Origin of the sequence: Sphingomonas lacunae (assembly GCF_012979535.1) — a bacterium.
Classification (GTDB): domain Bacteria; phylum Pseudomonadota; class Alphaproteobacteria; order Sphingomonadales; family Sphingomonadaceae; genus Sphingopyxis; species Sphingopyxis lacunae.
This window is the reverse complement of sequence record NZ_CP053015.1, coordinates 689,132-705,117: the sequence shown is the minus strand read 5'-3', so window position 1 is coordinate 705,117 and position 15,986 is coordinate 689,132. Positions and strand designations below refer to the sequence as shown.

The window sequence follows — 15,986 nt, the reverse complement described above, 5'->3', positions numbered from 1 at the left end:
CCTTTGGGTCAGTCAGCCGGGGCAGCACTTCGCATTGGCATCAGCAGGCCGACAGACAGCGCTGCGATGAGCGTCCCGAACATGGACCAGCCAGCGATAGCCAGAATGGCAATCAGTTGGGCAATGATCTGGCCTGACATGGTCATGCCTTCGGGATAGCCGCTGCCGCCAAATGGCTGGAAGGCCAGAAAGATGGCAAACAGGAGCGCACCGGTTTTGGCTGCTCCGGCGACGCTGATCATCGTCGCACTGCCTTGCTGCCAGACAAAGCGTTTGGGCATCAATCGAGGACCGAACTGCGCAGCCACTGCTGCACCAATCCCAATCAGCCAGGCACCGCCGACCGAGACGCCGTCTCCGCCGGCAGCCATGCCAACGGTCCCCGCGACCAGTCCAAGCGCCAATGTCTCAGCCGTCAGGCTGCGGCGCATGGCTGAAAGCATGAGGGCAGCAGTTGCACCAGCGGTAAGCAGGTTGATAATGGCGACGGCGGCATCGTCGCTTGCGCCACCGGTCGATGCTGCTGCCAGTCCGGCAAGCCCCACCAGCATAAGCAGGGCACCCGCCAATTGCATTACCGGCATCGGCCGTATGTCGTCGACCGGTTTGCCGCCAATCAGGACCGACGCCACCAGAGCGGAGGCGGCTGTGCAGTAGAAGATGCTCAGCCCACCGACATAGTCGAGGGTTCCTGAAGCCGCTAGCCAGCCCGAATCGGAAAGCCAGCGATTCACCGGCACAAGCACGAGCAGCATCCAAAGGATGGAGAAGCCGAGTAACCAGCCGGCGTGCGCACGGGGTGCGAGCACCGCAGCTAGCATGGCCACTGACAGAAGAATGAAGCAGAGTCTGAGCAGGACGAATCCGGTTTCCGGAATTGTGGTGCCGTCACGGACCGTGCCCATTGCATTGAGCATGACATTCGCACCACCACCCAGCCAGCTGCTCAACGCATTGGCCGTCAGCAGGTCAAACATCAGGCTGTAACCCACCGCAAAGAACAATAAGGTCGCCAACATCATTGCAGCGGTTGTTGCGGTCAAAACCCGATGGGCGCTGGCGATTCCGGAATGACCAACAAAAAACAAAAGCAGGCCGGGGATGCCAGCCGCCATTGCAATCAGCGTACCCCCCAGAAGCCACGCAGTGTCCCCGCTGTCAGCCAACACCGTCAATGCTTCTTGTGGAAGCGCAGCGCTGGCTGGAGTTGCAAGGCCTAAGGTTGTGGCGAGTGTGATGGCGCCTATGGCGCTGTGCAGGGTCGGGCGCATCAGGTTCTTTGTTCCCCATCATTTTGGCAAACCAAGCCATGCTTATCGCCGGTTATGGTGAATATTGCCCTAAACTTTCCACGCGGCAACGGCGGTTCGCACTATGGCGGACCTATTCGGACATGCGCGCCCCGATTAACGCCAACCTTCCAGGATCTGGTCGGGCGGCCGGTGGCCATCAACCCAGGCCCTGATGTTGGCTACGACACGGGCTCCCGATTCCTCCCGGCCTTCATAGGTCGCGGATCCCACGTGGGGCAGCAACACGACATTGTCGAGGTCGATAAAGCGTGGGTCAATGGCTGGCTCATGACTAAAGACGTCCAATCCCGCCCCTGCGATACGTCGATGCTGCAAGGCGTTGATCAGGGCTTCTTCGTCGCAGATTTCCCCGCGTGCCGTGTTGATCAGATACGCGGTAGGCTTCATCGAATTGAGGCGCCGTTCGTTGAGCATCTCATGTGTCTCTGCCGTATGCGGGCAGTGAATTGAAACGATGTCCGCGATCCGCAAAAGCGTGTCCGGCGTTGCATGCCATGTTGCCCCAAACTGCTCCTCCAACCCTTGCGGCAACCTGTGACGGTTGTGATAATGGATGGAAAGGCCGAATGCGCGCGCACGGCGGGCAACCGCCTGACCGATACGACCCAGCCCGATGATGCCCAACAGCTTTCCACCAACGCGGTGACCAAGCATATGTGTGGGGCTCCAACCTGACCATTGGCCTGAACGGACCAACTTGTTGCCCTCAACCAGTCGTCGCGGAATCGAGAGCATCAACGCCATGGTCATGTCGGCAGTGTCCTCGGTGAAGACACCTGGCGTGTTGGTCACGACTATATTGCGGGCGCGGGCGGCCTTCAGGTCAATATGGTCTATGCCATTGCCATAATTGGCGATCAGTTTGAGATCGGGTCCAGCTGCGTCGATCAACGCTGCGTCAATCCGATCGGTCAATGTCGGCACCAGCACATCGCAATTCTGTGCGGCAGCCACGAGATGTTCCCTGCTCATCGGCATATCGTCGGATGATAGGGTGACTTCAAATAGTTCGGCCATACGCGCCTCAACGGCAGGCATCAGGCGACGCGTCACCAAAACGCGCGGGCGGCGAGGGCGGGTAATGGAATCGGGCATAGACCGGATAGAGCGCGAGCGTGCCGTTAGGTCAAGCGATCGTGACACGGCGATGTTCGGACTGCGCACTTGATCGCGCCGTCCCGCTTTGGCAAGCAATGCCTGTCTATCGGGAGAGTTGAACCATGTCCGATCCGGTCGCCCGGCAACCCTGCGGGCTGTTGCGCCTTGCTTTCGCTGGAGCAGCCCTGGCTATGGTGCCTTCGACCGGCCTTTTGCTGACGTTGGCGACGGCTCCTGCTGCGCATGCTGCGGACCAGCGGCCACCTTATTGGGTGTCGATCAATCGCCCTCGGGCCATAATGCGCGCCGGCCCGGCTTCCGAAATGCGGGCTTTGTGGGAATATCGTCGCATGGGCTTGCCGCTTCGCGTTCTGGCGGTGCGTGATGACTGGCGGCGGGTCGAGGATCCGGACGGTGTTGTTGGCTGGATGCACAAGCGACTGCTTACGGGCCGCAGGACCGCCATTGTCATCGGCACCGGAGCCCAAGCGCTCAGAAGTGCCCCTGCGGCAGATGCGCCAGTGGCATGGCGGGCGGAACCGGGGGTCGTCGGCCGTTTGAGTGACTGCGCCAACGGCTGGTGCATGTTGGATGTCGAAGGGCGGAGCGGCTGGATAAGTGTGGATTCCATCTGGGGGGATTAAGTTACCGGTCAATTGGCTTGTGCCCAGTGCCACATGCCTTGATCGCAGCTTTCTTCTGTGTCCTGACCGCAGCATCTGACAGTTGTGGTGCCCAATGGTGTCAGCGGGACGATCGAGACCTCCTTTGGTGTCGGGTTTCCGCCTGCTCCTGACGCAAGAAGGGGTCCCTGCTTGCGCCGGACCCCCTCCCCCTAGCCTTCCAAAGTGGAGGCTCATGTTCATTGCTTGATCAGGTGTCGCCCTTGGCTTTGGCAGGAGCTTTGCGCGCCGCTGGCTTTGCAGAAGTCCCGGAATCCGCCTTGGCACGCATGTCTTCGATCAGTCGTGCCGCTGCATCGCGTCCACCGAGACCAAAAGCCAATGCACCAGCCGCGGCACCGCCAATCACCAGCGCACCGAACGCCATTTCGATGATGGAGTCGGCCAGTCCCATATATTTGAGGCCCATTGCGGCGAACAGGATGATCGTCGCTCCACGTACCACTTGTACGCCAAAACCCTCACCCGATGCGCTGCGCACAAGCCCTGCCAGCATGTTGGCGAGCAGCACGCCGACGACGATGATGACACCACCAAAAATGACCTTGCTGCCGAGTTGCAGCAACTCATCCACCAGCACAGTGAGTTCCGGAAAGCCCAACAGTCGTGTGGCAGCGATGGCCGCCACCAGCATGATTGCGACGCTTGCAATGCGCGCGGCAATTGTCGAAGCCTTGGCGCTTTCCGGTAGCACTTCCAGTGCCGTCACTGCTCGGTCAATGCCGAGGCCAGCCAAAAGGTCTTCGATCAAGCCAGCGGTAAAGCGGGCGAGCACATATGCCAGACCGAGGATGACGCCGGCGCCGATGATATTGGGCACCGCGTTGAGAATGGTGGTCAGCATGGCGACCAGCGGATCGCTGATTGACGAAACCTTCAGAGCCTGAAGTGCGGCCACTGCCACCGGAATGATGATCAGGACAAAGACGATGGTGCCAATGGTCTTGCTGATCGCCGCATTTCCGGTGACCTGCTCGACGCCGCCTTTTTGTGCCCAGCGGTCAAGGTTGACCGCCGACATGGCCGTTTCCACCAGTTCCTTGACGATCCGCGCGATCATCAGGCCGACAAAGAAGATGATGCCAGCGCCAATGAGATTGGGAAGAAAGCCCATGACATCTGTCAGCATCGCTTCGATCGGGCGTGTCGCGCTGTCAAAGTGGAGATAGTTCAGAATGGCGATCAGACCAAAAAGCCAAACGAACAAGGATACAACCCGACCGAGCGTGAGCCCGACACTCTCTCCGCTTGACATGCTTCGGCGAAAGAAGCTGATTCGGTCTACCAGTTTGGCAAATGTCCATTTCGCGATTTTGGCCAAAGCCCAAGTCACAAGCAGGATCAATGCAACAGAACCGGCACGTGTTGCCATTTCGACAAATAATGTTGAATCAAAGGCGTAGCCTCCGATCGTCAAGTTTCCAGGCATTCCTTTTCCCCTGATTGGCAATGCCTGGCAATGATATTTGCATATCCGGGGCATTGCGCGACCGACCCGAATTTATCCGGGGCCTACATCAAGGTTAACAGAACTCGTTATTTTATTTCAACTCCGCAATTATCGCTTGATTTCAAAGAAAAGGGCGACCTGCAAGTAACAGGCCGCCCGTTTCGCTTGGCGCGGGACTCGGGATTTGGTTTAGGCCAGTTCGACGGCCACAGCCGTAGCTTCACCACCGCCGATGCACAGGCTGGCGACGCCACGCTTTTTGCCATGCCGTTGCAGAGCGGCAATCAAGGTAGTGATGATTCGTGTGCCCGATGCGCCAATCGGATGACCAAGTGCAGTGGCTCCGCCATGAACGTTAATCTTCTCGTGCGGAATGCCGAGGTCCTTCATTGCGAACATGGCAACACAGGCAAACGCCTCGTTGACCTCGAAAAGGTCAACGTCATCAACAGTCCAGCCCGCCTTTTTGAGTGCCTTTTCTATAGCTCCGGCCGGGGCAATGGTGAATTCCGAAGGCTCTCTGGCGTGGGCGGCATGGGCCACGATAGTGGCCACTGGCTGGGCACCCTTGGCTGCAGCCACGCTCGCGCGGGTCAACACAACCGCTGCAGCGCCATCCGAAATTGACGAGCTGGTCGCGGCGGTAATCGTGCCATCCTTGGCAAAGGCTGGTTTCAGCGTCGGGATCTTGTCTGGCATGCCCTTGCCTGGCGCCTCGTCGGTATCGACAGTTACTTCTCCCTTGCGCGTCGCAACAGTGACCGGGACGATCTCAGCAGTGAAGGCACCCTCGGCGATCGCTGCCTGTGCCCGACGCAGCGATTCGATCGAATAGGCGTCCTGTTCCTCACGGCTGAGCTGATAGGCATTGGCTGTCTCTTGGGCGAAGGTGCCCATGGCACGGCCCGGCTCATACGCGTCCTCGAGCCCATCCAGGAACATGTGGTCATAGGCGGTGTCATGGCCGATGCGTGCGCCAGACCGGTGCTTCTTGAGCAGATAAGGCGCGTTGGTCATGCTCTCCATGCCGCCCGCGACGATGATGTCGGCGCTGCCAGCGGCAATCGCCTCGGCGCCCATGATGACGGTCATCATGCCCGAACCGCAAACCTTGTTCACGGTGGTTGCCTGAACCGATTTCGGCAAGCCTCCCTTGATTCCGGCCTGACGCGCCGGCGCCTGCCCGAGCCCGCCGGGCAGCACGCAACCCATGTAGATGCGCTCGACATCGGCGCCTTCGATACCAGCGCGTTCGACGGCTGCACGCACCGCAGTGGCGCCGAGGTCCGTGGCTGAGACGTCGGCAAGAACACCCTGCATCGCGCCCATCGGCGTGCGGGCATAGGACAGAATGACAACAGGATCAGACGCAGCAGCAGACATGGCAACATGCTCCTCAAGCAGGGCAAAAGACTCGCGATGGTCGCGGCCTTACTCCTGTGGGACCTTTGCTGCAATGCGGCAAAACTACGGCGTCGGCTTCATCCGATACCTTGCGCCTTCAGCTTTGCGAGCCAGGCCCTTGCCTGTTTGGGTTCGCCCACGGCTGAGCTGCTCACCGGGCCCCGTGCCGCCATGAACTCGTCGTGCAGCGTAAATGGTTCGATGAACAGCGTTGCGCGCATCTTGTTGATTGCTTCGGCCAACTCGGACAGCGTTGCGACATCTTCGGCAAAGTTGGCGCGTTGCGCGCGGTCCTTCCAATTATGTTCGAACAGGCCCCATACCCCGCCGGCACAGCGGTTCAGTGCCGCCAGCAGCAACGCCCGATAGTCCGCCTCCGCATCAATCCGTTGCCTCTCAAGGCGCTCCAGCCTGTCTGCTCTTGCCATACGGGTTGCACTAGCGAGGAGTCAGCGAAGGGGCTAGGGGCTTTGGCGGTCAATATCCCTGTTGCGCGTCCATCACCGCCAGCATTGCGCTTCCCCCTTTCTCTGCATCGTCGGCATGCTGCCGCATCAATGCGAACAGTTCACGGCCCACGCCAATGCGCGGGCGGGGCGGGTTGGCGGGCGCGCGTGCGGCAAACTCCGCCTCGTCGACCAGTGCTGTCACTTCGCCTGTCATAGCGCAGACGCGTACCACGTCACCATCACGCAGACGGCCAAGAGGTCCGCCAATGCCGTCCGGTCCGGGCAATGCCTCGGGAGAGAGGTGGATAGCCGCGGGTACCTTGCCGCTGGCGCCAGACATCCGGCCATCGGTCAACAGGGCGACACGGAAACCGCGATCCTGAAGCACGCCCAGCGTTGGGGTCAACTTGTGCAACTCAGGCATGCCGTTGGCTCGGGGGCCCTGAAAACGGACCACGACGATGACATCGCGTTCCAGCTCACCAGACTTAAAGGCGCTCAGCACATCGTCCTGATCGTCAAAGATGCGCACAGGTGCCTCAATGGTCCGGCGATTCTCCGCCACCGCGCTTACCTTTATGATACAGCGGCCAAGATTGCCCTTGAGCAGGCGCATGCCGCCATCGGCAGAGAATGGATCGGCTGGGCTGCGCACTATCTCTGCATCGCCCGACGCTGCTGGAACATCCCGCCACACGAGCTTGCCTTCGTCGAGCATCGGTGCGCGGCCATAATCGGCCATGGTTCCGCCGACAGTCAGCACATCGCCGTGAAGCATGCCGGCAGTGAGCAGCTCACGGGTGACAAAGGCCATGCCCCCGGCGGCGTGGAAGTCATTCACGTCGGCCGAGCCATTAGGATAAACGCGGGCGATGAGGGGGATGGCAGCCGACAAACGGTCAAAGTCCTCCCAGTCGATGACAATGCCGGCGGCGCGCGCAATGGCGGGCAAGTGAATAGCATGGTTGGTCGACCCGCCGGTTGCGAGCAAACCAATGATCGCGTTGACGATCGCCTTTTCATCAATGCAATGGCCGATCGGGCGATAATCTGCGCCATCCCATCCCAATTGGGTGACGCGCCGGGTAGCAGCGCGGGTCAATTCCTCACGCAACTTGGTTCCCGGGGCGATAAAGGCGCTGCCAGGCATGTGCAGGCCCATCATCTCCATCATCATCTGGTTCGAATTGGCGGTACCATAAAATGTGCAGGTGCCTGCACCATGATAGCTCGCCGCCTCGGCTTCGAGCAGGTCGTCGCGGGTCGCCTTGCCTTCTGCGTATAGTTGCCGGACGCGCTGCTTTTCCTTGTTGGCGAGGCCGCTTGGCATTGGGCCAGCGGGAATGAAGATGGTCGGCAGATGGCCAAAGCGGAGCGCGCCGATCAACAAGCCGGGGACAATCTTGTCACAGATGCCGAGCATCAGTGCGCCTTCAAACATGGCGTGCGACAAGGCGATCGCCGTGCCCATGGCAATATTGTCGCGGCTGAGTAGCGAGAGTTCCATCCCCGCCTGTCCCTGCGTCACGCCATCGCACATCGCAGGGACGCCGCCCGCCACCTGAGCCGTTGCCCCGGCTTCGCGTGCCGCCAGCTTGATGAGGTCAGGATAGCGGCCATAAGGCTGATGTGCTGAAAGCATGTCGTTGAAGCTGGTCACTATGCCGATGTTCATCGCCTGACCGCTGCGGATCACCGGCTTGTCTTCGCCGCTGGCGGCAAAGCCATGCGCCAGGTTGCCGCATGAAAGGGAAGAGCGATTGGTGCCAGCGTCGCGAGCACGGGCGATCATCTCCAGATAGGCGGATCGGCTGGCCTTGCTGCGATCGATGATGCGTTGGGTGACGGCGGCAACGGCGGGGATGACAGTCATTCTCGCAATCCTATGCGGGTGCCGGCTCTGGCGTGGGGCCGGTCAGGCGTTCGTCCTGCCCCAGCGGCGGGCGGGGTGCAATGCGAATAGCTATGCGTAACTGGTTCAACGCATGGACTGCGAAAAGGTTTTTGCTTGCAACTGTGTCAGCAGCGTGATTGGCTGTGCAACGAACAGCGGCCCATTTGAGAGGTCGCAGCCATTGAGGAGATTGCAGCCATGGCTTCTGCCGCCCAGACGACCGCGTCGGCCACACCCGCTCATCATGATGCTGCCAGCATGCGAGCATTGCTGGAAACGCAACGCGCCGACTTTACCCGGACCCTGCCGGTTTCCCTCGAGGTGCGTCGTGACCGCATTGACCGGGCGATCGCGATGCTTATCGACCATGCTACGGAATGGTGCGAAGCCTGTTCGGCAGACTTTGGCCATCGCCCGCATGAGCTCACGATGATCAGCGACGTGCTGGCATCTTCCGGGGCGCTGAAGCATGCGAAAAAGCACCTCTCGGCTTGGATGAAGGGTGAACGGCGAAAGGCGATGTTCCCCCTCAGCCTCCTCGGCGCCAGCGCCCGGGTCGAATATCAGCCCAAGGGTGTGGTGGGTATTATCGCACCATGGAATTTCCCGATCGGCATGGTGATGGCCCCGCTCGCCGGGGTATTTGCTGCGGGTAATCGTGCCATTGCCAAACCGTCGGAATTCACCCCTGCCGTTGCCGACCTGTTTGCAAAGCTGGTGCCGCAATATTTTGCACCGGAAGAGTTTGCCATTGTCACCGGTGGGGCAGATGTGGGCCAGGCATTCAGCCAACTGCCGTTCGACCATGTCATCTTCACCGGCGCGACGGGCATCGGCAAACATATCATGCGCGCTGCTGCGGACAATCTTGTGCCGGTGACGCTTGAACTGGGTGGCAAGTCACCAGTCCTCGTCGGTCAGAGCGCGGATTTGTCGGAGGTTGCCGGCAAGGTGGCACAGGGCAAACTAATGAATGCGGGGCAGATCTGTCTGGCTCCGGATTATGTCCTGATTGATCAGGCCCGCGAGCAGAAGCTTGTTGACGAACTGGTTGCATCGGCCAGTGCCATGTACCCGACTATCCTCGACAACAATGACTATACGTCGGTGGTCAATGACCGGCATCATGCCCGATTGACCGCCCATGTGGAGGATGCGCGTGCCAAGGGCGCGGACATCATCGTGGTCAATCCAGCCAATGAGGATTTCAGCGCTGCCAACGGCCGCAAGATGCCACTGCATATCATCAGTGGCGCGACCGATGAGATGACGGTGATGCAGGAGGAGATCTTTGGTCCGCTGCTGCCGATCCGCCGGGTCGACGGCGTGGATGGCGCGATTGATTTCGTCAACGGACGCGACCGTCCGCTCGGCCTCTATTATTTCGGCAAGGATGGAGCCGAGGAGAAGATGGTGCTCGACCGGACCATTTCGGGTGGTGTCACGGTCAATGACGTAATCTTCCACGTTGCGCAGGAAGACTTGCCATTTGGTGGCGTTGGCCCGTCAGGCATGGGCAATTATCATGGCTTTGACGGGTTCAAGACGTTCAGCCATGCCAAATCCGTGTATCGGCAGGCCAAGGTGGATGTGGCGAAATTGGCAGGCCTCAAGCCGCCGTTCGGTGCTGCTACCGCAAAAACCATTGCACGAGACCTGAAGAAGTAATTGCCTTTCCCGTGCGGGAGAGGCTAAGCGCCTTTTCCGCACAGGTGTGCCCCTGTGGTGAAATTGGTAGACGCGCTCGACTCAAAATCGAGTGCCGCAAGGCGTGCTGGTTCGAGTCCGGCCAGGGGCACCATCCATTGCTGAACCAGCCCCTTCTTGCACTGTTGCTGGCGCCAGCTGTGGCAACGACGCCACGCAATGCCGTTTTCCGCCGATAATCGGTTGATCAAGCGCGCCTGCTTTGTTAGGGGCCTGTCCAACGACGCGAAGGGATTCGCGGCGAACCATGGATTTTTGCCCCGGCATGGCCGGTCGGCGAATGGTCATCGGGCCATTCATCTGAAAGGAAAAGTGGCGGTTTTATGCAGATTGTCGTTCGCGAAAACAATGTCGACCAGGCGCTGCGCGCTCTGAAGAAGAAGCTGCAGCGCGAAGGTGTCTATCGCGAAATGAAGCTGCGTCGCCATTACGAAAAGCCGAGCGAAAAGCGCGCCCGTGAGCGCGCAGCCGCCGTTCGCCGCGCCCGCAAGATGGAGCGCAAGCGTATGGAGCGTGACGGCGTCCGGTAACGGAAGTGGTGCCCTTGCGGGCGCCTTTACCGAATTGAGCAGGGGCGGTCGGCGACGGCCGCCCTTTTCATTTACAGTCTGATCCCGGCTTTTTCGCCGCAACCATGGGGATGAGAGCAGCATGATCCTCCGATTTCTTCGCGTCATACTGGCCGTCGCCTTGGCAGCACTGGCAACTGTCCCTGCCATCGCCCAGACCGCTTCGGTGGAAGGGGCGCCCGCCCAAATCCGTCTGGAAACATTGCGTGCCGGGGCGGGCGGATCGCCAGCAGATACTGATGTGGTCATTGTCAATTATGAAGGCCGCTTGCTCGACGGGACGGTCTTTGATTCCAATCCGCGTGCCCCTTTGCCGGTCAATGGTCTGATTCCCGGTTTCACCGAGGGGTTGAAGCGGATGCAGAAGGGCGGTCAGTATCGGCTGACCATCCCTGCGGCGCTCGGCTATGGCAGCACCGCGCAAGGTCCCATTCCAGCCAACAGTGACCTAGTCTTCACAGTCGAGTTGATTGATTTCGGGCCCGTATCCACGGTCCGCCAGATGTTAGGCTTGCCCACCATCACGCTAGAAACCCTCACCGCCGGCAGTGGTCGCAATCCAGCTGATGGAGACATTGTCCTCATCAACTATGAGGGGCAGTTGCCCGATGGCACTGTCTTTGATGCCAATCGTGGCGTCGCCTTGACAGTGGCGGGCATGATTCCCGGCTTTCTCGATGGGTTGAAGCAGATGCAGCCAGGCGGCCGCTATCGGCTGATGATTCCCGCGAGCCTGGCCTACGGTGAACGTGGCGGAGGACCTATCCCTCCGAACACTGATCTGCGCTTTGACGTGGAACTGATCGCAGTCCGCTCCATGGAAGAAATTGCCCGGATGATGACTCCGGTCGGTCCGCCACGCTGAACCAGCCTGACACGCCGCCTTGCGCTGCCCATTGAAGCGGCTATAGCGCGGCTCATACTACTTCAGGTGGAGGCTTTGCATGTCGACGACAGCTGTTCCGTTGCGACCCGTGAACAAGGGCGGTCTCGCCCTGCTGTGGATCGGCTTGGGCCTTTTGGTGGCAGCCGCTGCAGTCTGGGCATTGTTCCTGTCCAATGCCCCGCAAATCAAGCTTGAAACTGTAAGGGCCGGGACCGGCGCAACGCCCACTGACACAGACGTTGCGATCATCAAATATGAAGGCAAGCTGGCCGACGGCACGGTATTCGATTCGGGGGATCAGGTTCCGCTTCCGGTTGGCCGCATGATCCCGGGCTTCTCGCAGGGCCTCAAGCGCATGCATGTTGGCGGCAAATATCGCCTCTTCATTCCTGCTGAGCTGGCTTATGGCAACACTGCGCAAGGACCGATTCCTGCCAACTCGGACCTGAGTTTCGACGTCGAGTTGCTCGATGTTAAGTCCGAAGCAGAAATGCAACAGATGATGATGATGCAACAAATGATGCAGCAGCAAATGCAGCAACAGATGCAGGGTGAGGCAGGCGGATCACCCCAGCCCTGATTCCGTGAGGATTTCAACAAACAAGGGGGCTCGGTCATCCGCTGACCGGGCCCCTCTTGCTTGTTGGCGGACTGATGTCATACTTCGATCGCGCTGGCCTTTGCTTCTTCGCTATTGATGGTTTCCGCGTCGATGCGTCGGGCGGTGCGTTCCGCATTCTTTTCAAGCGCTACCTTAATCATTGCGACTATCGGATCGGCCAGCGCAAGTCCCATGATGCCGAACAGCGCCCCGAACAACAGCTGGGCCCCAAGCACGAGCGCCGGTGCCAGGTCGACGGTCCGTTTGGCGACCATTGGGACGATGACGTAGCCGTCGATCGTCTGTACGACAAAATAGACAGCCAGCGCATAGAGTCCGCCTTCGACACCGACGGAAAAACCGACGAGCACCATTAAAACACCGGAAATGATCGCACCGACGTTCGGAATGAAGACAAGCAGGCCGGTGATTATGCCGAGCAGGGCCGCCATGGGGATGCCATAGATGCCAAGGAGGATCCATGTCGCCACGCCTTCGACCAGCATCCCGAGCAGCCGCCCCGCCATAAGTCTACGCAGCGTGTAGCCCATGGCATCGGTTACGACATAGAAATGGGAGCGTTCGCGTACTGGCAAAAGCCAAGCAAAGCCGCGCTCGTAAAGGCGTGGTTCCATCGCGAGGAAAATACCAAGCACGAAAATCATGAGCAGTGAGGTCAGTCCGCCGAGGACGCTGCCGACCGCAGCCGTCACCTGGCCTACCGATCCGGCCACATAATCCAACGCCTGTTGCGGGTCGAAGTTCAATTCGGCGAAGCCATGGTCGCGCGCCCAGGCAAGTCCCCGCTCAATCTGCACCAATAACACGCGTTGCAGTTCGGCTGCCTGGCCGGCCAGCTGTGATCCGGCAAACATCACAACCCAGGCCATGAAACCGACTGCAGCGATCAAGATGATGGACAAGCGCCAGCCCCTGCCAATTGGCAGGACCCTTCCGAGGAGCCGGGTTCCGCCATCAAGCATGGTCGCCAGAACCGCGCCCGCCAGAATTAGCAGCAATGGTTGGGCTAGCAACCAGACAAGTGCCGCACCGCCAACGACGGCAACCCAGACCAGAGCGCGCTGAAATTCGGTCCTGACCAGCAGATTATGCCGTTCGTTGGGGCCAAGTTTCTCGGTCATTACCGCCCCCTGTTCGTCAGTCTGAATCAACGTGCAGGCGCCGCATCGGGTGTCGTCGGCGACATCGTGGTGTCCTCGCCCGGTGCGGGTCCTTTCGCCGGGCGCAGGCTCATCCCTGCCCGCCCCGGCCGCATCGCGGTGAACCAACTGATCGGGTTGTACCAGGTGGAAGTTCCGTCAAGGCTGAAGGTGATGAATTCTGCGCGCCCGCCTATCTTCTCAAAGGGCACCGGACCGCCAAGGCCATTCTCCGGCGCACCTGACGGAAATCGGCTGTCCGAGCTGTTGTCGCGGTTGTCACCCATCAGGAACACATGGTTTTCTGGTACCGTGATCGGGCCGAAGTTGTCGGCCATGCTGATCCCCGAATCCATGGTGTCGAACCAAGTGCCGTCCGGCAAAGTTTCGCGGACAACCTGGACAAAGCATGCTGGATTGCCGTCGTTCCCCATCCGCACCGTGCCACCGGTGCAATCTTCATTGGCATCATAAGGCAACTGCCGCTCGGGCAATATCTCGCTTTTAACGGGCCGGCCGTTCAGGATAAGCCGGCCTTCGCGGACTTCGATCCTGTCGCCAGGCAGACCGATGACCCGCTTGATATAGTCCGTCCGGACTCCAATTGGCTCGACAATGGCAATGTCGCCGCGCTTGGGCAGATTGCCGAACATCCGGCCTGTAAATTCGGGGGCCAAGTGGAAACTGACCGAAGCAAATGACCAGCCATAAGGATATTTGGAGACGATCAGCCTGTCGCCCTCAAGCAATCCGGGCATCATGGATGCTGACGGGATATAGAAGGGCTTGCCGATGAAACTATGAATGCAAAAGACGATGAACAGCAGGACACCAAGGTTACGCAGTTCGCCAAGCCAGCTGGTTTCCTCTTCGGGCTTGGCGGCGGGGGTCGTGGTCTGATCGGTCAAGCGTCTGGCTCCGGTTGCGAAAGGTCAGGCGGGTGTCTTATGCTACTATAGCACGTGCTTCGAGAATGACAAAGGCTTGCGCCCAAGGATGGTCGTCGGTCAGCGTCAGATGGACATGGATGACATGCCCCGGCGGCGTCATTGCCGCAAGCCGTTCCGCTGCGCCGCCAGTCAGCGCCAATGTCGGTGCACCCGATGGCGCGTTGACCACGCCGATGTCCTTCATGAACACGCCGCGTTTGAACCCGGTCCCGACCGCCTTGGAAAAGGCCTCCTTCGCGGCAAATCGCTTTGCCAGCGTCCCCGCCTTGGTGAAGGGGCGGCGATTGGCCTTGGCGCGCTCGACATCAGTGAATACCCGCCGCTCGAACCGCTCGCCAAAACGGTCGAGCGAAGCCTGTATGCGCTCGATATTGCACAGGTCAGAGCCGAGGCCGATGATCATCGGAACCCGCCTATCGTGCAGCGTCCATCAGTCCGCGCATCCGCAGCACGGCTGACTCCAATCCGGTGAAAATCGCTTCACCGATCAGGAAATGGCCGATGTTGAGCTCAGCCAACTGCGGTATGGCGGCGATGGGGACGACATTGTCAAAGGTAAGGCCGTGGCCGGCATGTGGTTCGACACCATTTTTCCAGGCGAGCGCCGCCGCGTCGGCCAAGCGCTTCAACTCGACCTCCTTTTCGACGCCGTCGCCAAGGTGGGCATACCGTCCGGTGTGCAGTTCGATGACCGGTGCGCCGAGACGAATCGCGGCATCAATCTGGCGTGGGTCAGGTTCAATGAACAGGCTCACCCTGATCCCTGCATCGTTCAGCCTGCTGACGATTGGATAAAGATGATTGTGGCCGCCAGCGGCGTCGAGCCCGCCTTCGGTGGTCCGTTCCTCGCGACGTTCAGGGACAATGCAGGCTGCATGCGGTTTGTGTTTCAGGGCAATCGCCAGCATTTCCTCTGTTGCGGCCATTTCCAGATTGAGGGGCAGATCTGTCGCCGCCATGATTCGGGCAATATCTTCGTCCCGGATGTGCCGTCGGTCTTCGCGCAAATGCGCAGTGATACCGTCGGCGCCGCAGCCTGCCAAGAGTTCGGCCGCCCGTACCGGGTCAGGGTGTGTCCCACCCCGCGCGTTCCGGATCGTGGCGACATGGTCGATGTTGACGCCCAGCCGCAGATGTTGACCCATCCGATCGGTCACGGCTTGGCACGGCTCCCTGGCTTGATCGCCGGGGTCGCCGCCAGCTCAACCGGAACCTCATCAGGCGCATAAGTCGGGAAATTGAGGGCGATCAGCCCGGTGAATGGTACACCAAGATCGACGCCCCCCCCGGACCTGTCGACCAGGCTGCAGGCGGCGATCACTTCGCCGCCCGCTTCGTTGATGGTTTTGATCGCCTCGCGTGAAGAAAGGCCGGTTGTCACGACATCTTCCACCAAGAGAACCTTGGCCCCTGCCTCAATCGCGAACCCGCGACGCAGTTCGAACGTGCCTGTCGGGCGTTCGACAAAAATTGCAGGCTTTCCCAGCGCCCGGCCCATTTCATGACCGATGATCACCCCGCCCATTGCCGGCGATACAACAAGGTCAATGCTTGCCCTGAGGTCGCGTGACAGCTTCTGTGCGAGCGCCACCGCCAGTCGGCTCGCGCGATCCGCATCCATCAAAACCCGGGCACATTGCAGGTAGTGCGCGCTATGTCTTCCGGACGACAAAAGGAAGTGTCCGGAGAGCAGGGCGTCGGCGGCGCGGAATTCAGCGAGAACTTCGTCTTCGGTCATGGGGAGATTGCCTGCCAGTGCGGGGGGAGGAATAAACCGTGAAAAGAACCCTTAGAGGCGCTTGTGACCTGCGGCAAGCCAGTC

The 15,986-nt window shown here is 60.0% G+C and carries 16 protein-coding genes and 1 tRNA gene; 6 read left to right on the top strand and 11 right to left on the bottom strand.

Going from position 1 to position 15,986, the window contains the following annotated elements; genetic code table 11:
- Positions 1-8: 8 nt before the first annotated feature.
- Positions 9-1,271: a hypothetical protein gene (locus tag GV829_RS03240; protein ID WP_281356168.1), complete on the bottom strand. Its 1,263-nt coding sequence runs from the start codon at positions 1,269-1,271 to the stop codon at positions 9-11.
- 135 nt (positions 1,272-1,406) lie between these two features.
- Complete coding sequence (locus GV829_RS03235; protein ID WP_169943798.1) at positions 1,407-2,408, bottom strand: 2-hydroxyacid dehydrogenase; 1,002 nt, start codon at positions 2,406-2,408, stop codon at positions 1,407-1,409.
- A gap of 125 nt (positions 2,409-2,533) precedes the next feature.
- On the opposite strand from GV829_RS03235, the gene GV829_RS03230 reads away from it, so the two are divergent.
- On the top strand, positions 2,534-3,055 hold the full coding sequence (locus GV829_RS03230; RefSeq protein ID WP_246202999.1) for an SH3 domain-containing protein: 522 nt from the start codon (positions 2,534-2,536) through the stop codon (positions 3,053-3,055).
- 229 nt (positions 3,056-3,284) lie between these two features.
- Here GV829_RS03230 and GV829_RS03225 read toward each other — a convergent pair whose 3' ends face one another.
- The 4 genes from GV829_RS03225 to edd all read right to left on the bottom strand — a co-directional run bounded on the left by GV829_RS03225 (position 3,285) and on the right by edd (position 8,270).
- Positions 3,285-4,466 carry a mechanosensitive ion channel gene (locus tag GV829_RS03225; RefSeq protein WP_169943797.1) on the bottom strand — a complete coding sequence of 394 codons (1,182 nt, stop codon included), beginning with the start codon at positions 4,464-4,466 and terminating at the stop codon, positions 3,285-3,287.
- Positions 4,467-4,733: 267 nt separating this feature from the next.
- Positions 4,734-5,927, bottom strand: coding sequence for a thiolase family protein (locus tag GV829_RS03220; protein WP_169943796.1), 1,194 nt, complete (start codon positions 5,925-5,927; stop codon positions 4,734-4,736).
- A 98-nt stretch (positions 5,928-6,025) separates the two neighbouring features.
- Positions 6,026-6,376: a hypothetical protein gene (locus GV829_RS03215; protein ID WP_169943795.1), complete on the bottom strand. Its 351-nt coding sequence runs from the start codon at positions 6,374-6,376 to the stop codon at positions 6,026-6,028.
- Positions 6,377-6,425: 49 nt separating this feature from the next.
- Positions 6,426-8,270 carry a phosphogluconate dehydratase gene (edd, locus tag GV829_RS03210; protein WP_169943794.1) on the bottom strand — a complete coding sequence of 615 codons (1,845 nt, stop codon included), beginning with the start codon at positions 8,268-8,270 and terminating at the stop codon, positions 6,426-6,428.
- Positions 8,271-8,489: 219 nt separating this feature from the next.
- Between edd and GV829_RS03205 the strand changes: the two genes are divergently transcribed.
- From GV829_RS03205 to GV829_RS03185, 5 genes are all read left to right on the top strand, one after another.
- Entirely contained in the window at positions 8,490-9,959 is a 1,470-nt protein-coding gene (locus GV829_RS03205; RefSeq protein ID WP_169943793.1) for a coniferyl aldehyde dehydrogenase, read from the top strand.
- Between the two features lie 48 nt (positions 9,960-10,007).
- Positions 10,008-10,092 (top strand) — tRNA-Leu (locus GV829_RS03200).
- A gap of 229 nt (positions 10,093-10,321) precedes the next feature.
- Positions 10,322-10,528, top strand: coding sequence for a 30S ribosomal protein S21 (gene rpsU / locus GV829_RS03195; RefSeq protein WP_169943792.1), 207 nt, complete (start codon positions 10,322-10,324; stop codon positions 10,526-10,528).
- Between the two features lie 121 nt (positions 10,529-10,649).
- Entirely contained in the window at positions 10,650-11,432 is a 783-nt protein-coding gene (locus tag GV829_RS03190; RefSeq protein WP_169943791.1) for an FKBP-type peptidyl-prolyl cis-trans isomerase, read from the top strand.
- A 79-nt stretch (positions 11,433-11,511) separates the two neighbouring features.
- Positions 11,512-12,033: an FKBP-type peptidyl-prolyl cis-trans isomerase gene (locus GV829_RS03185; RefSeq protein ID WP_169943790.1), complete on the top strand. Its 522-nt coding sequence runs from the start codon at positions 11,512-11,514 to the stop codon at positions 12,031-12,033.
- Positions 12,034-12,110: 77 nt separating this feature from the next.
- Here the strand turns inward: GV829_RS03185 and GV829_RS03180 are convergent, their stop codons facing one another.
- The 5 genes from GV829_RS03180 to pyrE are packed head-to-tail and all read right to left on the bottom strand — an operon-like array spanning position 12,111 to position 15,902.
- Positions 12,111-13,196: an AI-2E family transporter gene (locus GV829_RS03180; RefSeq protein WP_169943789.1), complete on the bottom strand. Its 1,086-nt coding sequence runs from the start codon at positions 13,194-13,196 to the stop codon at positions 12,111-12,113.
- 26 nt (positions 13,197-13,222) lie between these two features.
- Positions 13,223-14,122, bottom strand: a complete 900-nt coding sequence (gene lepB / locus GV829_RS03175; protein ID WP_169943788.1) for a signal peptidase I — start codon at positions 14,120-14,122, stop codon at positions 13,223-13,225.
- A 37-nt stretch (positions 14,123-14,159) separates the two neighbouring features.
- Positions 14,160-14,567 carry a holo-ACP synthase gene (gene acpS / locus GV829_RS03170; protein WP_169943787.1) on the bottom strand — a complete coding sequence of 136 codons (408 nt, stop codon included), beginning with the start codon at positions 14,565-14,567 and terminating at the stop codon, positions 14,160-14,162.
- Positions 14,568-14,577: 10 nt separating this feature from the next.
- A complete protein-coding gene (locus tag GV829_RS03165) occupies positions 14,578-15,309 on the bottom strand; it encodes a pyridoxine 5'-phosphate synthase (protein ID WP_169947893.1) in 732 nt (243 codons plus the stop codon).
- Between the two features lie 8 nt (positions 15,310-15,317).
- A complete protein-coding gene (gene pyrE, locus GV829_RS03160; protein WP_169943786.1) occupies positions 15,318-15,902 on the bottom strand; it encodes an orotate phosphoribosyltransferase in 585 nt (194 codons plus the stop codon).
- Positions 15,903-15,986 lie beyond the last annotated feature (84 nt).

Bases quoted from the DNA above. Each gene is read 5' to 3' on its own strand.
- GV829_RS03240 (WP_281356168.1), bottom strand. From the start codon at position 1,271: ATGCGCCCGACCCTGCACAGCGCCATAGGCGCCATCACACTCGCCACA.
- GV829_RS03235 (WP_169943798.1), bottom strand. From the start codon at position 2,408: ATGCCCGATTCCATTACCCGCCCTCGCCGCCCGCGCGTTTTGGTGACG.
- GV829_RS03230 (WP_246202999.1), top strand. From the start codon at position 2,534: ATGTCCGATCCGGTCGCCCGGCAACCCTGCGGGCTGTTGCGCCTTGCT.
- GV829_RS03225 (WP_169943797.1), bottom strand. From the start codon at position 4,466: ATGGCAACACGTGCCGGTTCTGTTGCATTGATCCTGCTTGTGACTTGG.
- GV829_RS03220 (WP_169943796.1), bottom strand. From the start codon at position 5,927: ATGTCTGCTGCTGCGTCTGATCCTGTTGTCATTCTGTCCTATGCCCGC.
- GV829_RS03215 (WP_169943795.1), bottom strand. From the start codon at position 6,376: ATGGCAAGAGCAGACAGGCTGGAGCGCCTTGAGAGGCAACGGATTGAT.
- edd (WP_169943794.1), bottom strand. From the start codon at position 8,270: ATGACTGTCATCCCCGCCGTTGCCGCCGTCACCCAACGCATCATCGAT.
- GV829_RS03205 (WP_169943793.1), top strand. From the start codon at position 8,490: ATGGCTTCTGCCGCCCAGACGACCGCGTCGGCCACACCCGCTCATCAT.
- rpsU (WP_169943792.1), top strand. From the start codon at position 10,322: ATGCAGATTGTCGTTCGCGAAAACAATGTCGACCAGGCGCTGCGCGCT.
- GV829_RS03190 (WP_169943791.1), top strand. From the start codon at position 10,650: ATGATCCTCCGATTTCTTCGCGTCATACTGGCCGTCGCCTTGGCAGCA.
- GV829_RS03185 (WP_169943790.1), top strand. From the start codon at position 11,512: ATGTCGACGACAGCTGTTCCGTTGCGACCCGTGAACAAGGGCGGTCTC.
- GV829_RS03180 (WP_169943789.1), bottom strand. From the start codon at position 13,196: ATGACCGAGAAACTTGGCCCCAACGAACGGCATAATCTGCTGGTCAGG.
- acpS (WP_169943787.1), bottom strand. From the start codon at position 14,567: ATGATCATCGGCCTCGGCTCTGACCTGTGCAATATCGAGCGCATACAG.
- GV829_RS03165 (WP_169947893.1), bottom strand. From the start codon at position 15,309: ATGGGTCAACATCTGCGGCTGGGCGTCAACATCGACCATGTCGCCACG.
- pyrE (WP_169943786.1), bottom strand. From the start codon at position 15,902: ATGACCGAAGACGAAGTTCTCGCTGAATTCCGCGCCGCCGACGCCCTG.